This is a genomic window from Streptosporangium sp. NPDC053982 (genome assembly GCF_055585205.1).
In genome coordinates this window covers 1-2365 of sequence record NZ_JBVJKQ010000024.1, presented here as the reverse complement: position 1 = coordinate 2365, position 2365 = coordinate 1, and the positions used below count along the sequence as shown (strand labels likewise).

3 protein-coding genes are annotated in these 2365 nt (G+C 68.1%); 2 read left to right on the top strand and 1 reads right to left on the bottom strand.

What is annotated here, in order from left to right; translation table 11 throughout:
- Window positions 1-120: 120 nt before the first annotated feature.
- A complete protein-coding gene (locus ACZ6W9_RS34200; protein ID WP_389956377.1) occupies window positions 121-888 on the top strand; it encodes a group II truncated hemoglobin in 768 nt (255 codons plus the stop codon).
- A gap of 26 nt (window positions 889-914) precedes the next feature.
- Window positions 915-1334 (top strand): PH domain-containing protein, encoded by a 420-nt coding sequence (locus ACZ6W9_RS34195; RefSeq protein WP_389957917.1) that lies wholly within the window; start codon window positions 915-917, stop codon window positions 1332-1334.
- A 70-nt stretch (window positions 1335-1404) separates the two neighbouring features.
- On the opposite strand, the gene ACZ6W9_RS34190 is transcribed toward ACZ6W9_RS34195, so the two are convergent.
- A complete protein-coding gene (locus ACZ6W9_RS34190) occupies window positions 1405-1803 on the bottom strand; it encodes a hypothetical protein (protein ID WP_389956374.1) in 399 nt (132 codons plus the stop codon).
- Window positions 1804-2365: the final 562 nt, after the last annotated feature.

Here is a 2365-nt window from a genome sequence, read left to right as displayed (position 1 = left end):
CAAGGCCGAGGGCCCGGATCTCACCGAGATCCGGGCCCTTCGCATTTCCGCGTTCCTGTTGTGCGTCGGTTGCTTACATGATTACCTTCGATCAAGGATCTTCGCTGGAAGGGCGGGCCATTGATCGTCGAATACATCCGCTACCGCGTTCCCGAGGAGCGGTCGGCAGACTTCGAGGCCGCCTACCGGCGCGCCGCGGTGCCCCTCGGCGACGCTCCCGAGTGCGTCGACTACGAGCTCACCCGGTGCGCGGAGGAGGCCGGTCGCTACATCCTCCGGATCACCTGGACCTCCGCCGAGGACCACCTCGGAGGCTTCCGGAACGGCCCGAACTTCGCGGCCTTCTTCGCTGAGATCCGGCCCTACGTCTCCGACATCGAGGAGATGCGCCACTACGAGCCGACCGATGTCCGCGGGCAGGGGGCCTCGGTGCCGACCCTGTACGACTGGGCCGGCGGAGCCGAGGCGTTCGAGCGGCTCACCGAGGTGTTCTACGGGCACGTGCTGAAGGATGAGCTCATCGGCCCGCTGTTCGCCGGTATGGACCCGCGCCACCCCACCTACGTCGCCATCTGGCTGGGTGAGGTCTTCGGCGGCCCCGACCGCTACACCCGGGAACGCGGGGGATACGCCCACATGCTCTCCCAGCACCTCGGCAGGGGCATCACCGAGCGGCAGCGCCGCCGATGGGTGAATCTCCTCCTGGACGCCGCCGACGAGGTCGGCCTTCCCGGAGACCCGGAGTTCCGCGCGGCGTTCCTCGGCTACATCGAGTGGGGGACCCGTCTGGCGTTCGCCAACTCCCAGCCGGGAGCCGCCCCGGCGGCCAAGGCCCCGGTGCCGCACTGGGGATGGGGCGTGGCGCCGCCCTACACGCCTCGCGGATGAGCGGCTAGCGTGCCGGTGTGGATGACATGTCCGGACCGCTCCTGCGCTGGCGGGTACGCAGGGAACTCCCCGTCCTGAAAGGCGTCGCCGCCCTCGGCTTCGCCCTGCTCACGGTGCTGAACCTCGGGGATCCACGCGGTGTGATCCTGGCGGGCGTCGCGACCCTGGCGGCCGCCGCCCTCGCCCTGCGCGACGTCCTGGCTCCGGTACGGCTCAGTGCCGACGGCCACGGACTCGTCGTGGTGAAGGGGTTCGCCGGCTCCGAACGGGTGCCGTGGAGCGCGGTCGAGCGGATCCGGGTGGACACACGGACCCGCCTCACCTCTCGTACGGAGTTCCTCGAGATCGACACCGGCGACGGGATCTTTCTGCTGAGCCGTTTCGACCTGGGAGTGCCCTGCCAGGAGGTCGCCGACCGGCTGTGCACCCTGCGGAGCGGCCACTGAGCCCTTCGGCCCGCAACCTCCAGGGTGTGGGACCCTCGCGGTGCCCGGGCTCCCGCGCCCGGGAAACGCGTCAGCGGTGGAGGGTACGGCTCACGCCGGTGCATGCGCGAAGACGGGGACCGCCGCCCCTCTCCGGCGTGGACTTCTCCAGTTCCCCCAGCAACGCGGCCGCCGTGTGCGCGTCGGCCAGGATCTGGGTCACCTCCTCGTCGGTGGCGGGAAGCTGGCCCCTCTTGGCGAGCTCGTCGCGGAGGAACGTGAACGGCTGCGGGTGGCCGGCCGCCTCGGCGGCCACCGTCGCCCGGGCCGCGGTCAGCAGGCGCAGGTAGTGGGACCGGAGCAACGCCTCACGCATCCGCATCTCCTCAAGGTCGCTCAGCAGGGATCTGGCGACCATGAGGAGGTCCTCAGGGTGATCGGCCTCCGCGTCGATGTGCGCGCGGATGTCGTCGAACTCCGAACGGGCCATGCTGCTCACCTCCATGGTGGAGTCAGGATCCTGACCCTCGTCCCTTGTCATATAGAGCGGCGATTGCGGACGGCTTGACGTCCGCTTGCGCGTGCCCGCGTCCTTCCGCTCACGTTTGGGACGCACGACCCTCGGGGATGGTTGGCAAGTTGTCCTTGTGGTCTCTGGGGCCTGCTAATGTTCTTCCTGCGGGGCAACGAGCCCCCGGGAACCGCAAGGTCCCGGGCGGGCGAGATGCCCGGCACCTCCCTCACACTGAAACCGACATTTCGGCTGTGTCCGCATGATTGGACATGAACCAGATGTTGGAGTAAGTTAGAGGGGTTGCCCTGGAGACAGGGTGGTCGAGATCCGGGTGGATCCGGCGGGTGCGGGTCGGCTGAAGCGAAAGCGACAGTTTGACACAAACCAGGCGGAACTGCTAAGATTGAGACGCGAAACGAATGCCCCGGAGAGCGGATCGATGATCCGGTTCGACGGTGAACGCGTCCGTTTCTTGAGAACTCAACAGTGTGCTAAAAGCCAGTGCATGATGCACAACCCCGTCCCACCCGCCTTCGGT

Coding starts and splice junctions, on each gene's coding strand:
- ACZ6W9_RS34195 (WP_389957917.1), top strand. CDS start 915: ATGTCCGGACCGCTCCTGCGCTGGCGGGTACGCAGGGAACTCCCCGTC.
- ACZ6W9_RS34190 (WP_389956374.1), bottom strand. CDS start 1,803: ATGGCCCGTTCGGAGTTCGACGACATCCGCGCGCACATCGACGCGGAG.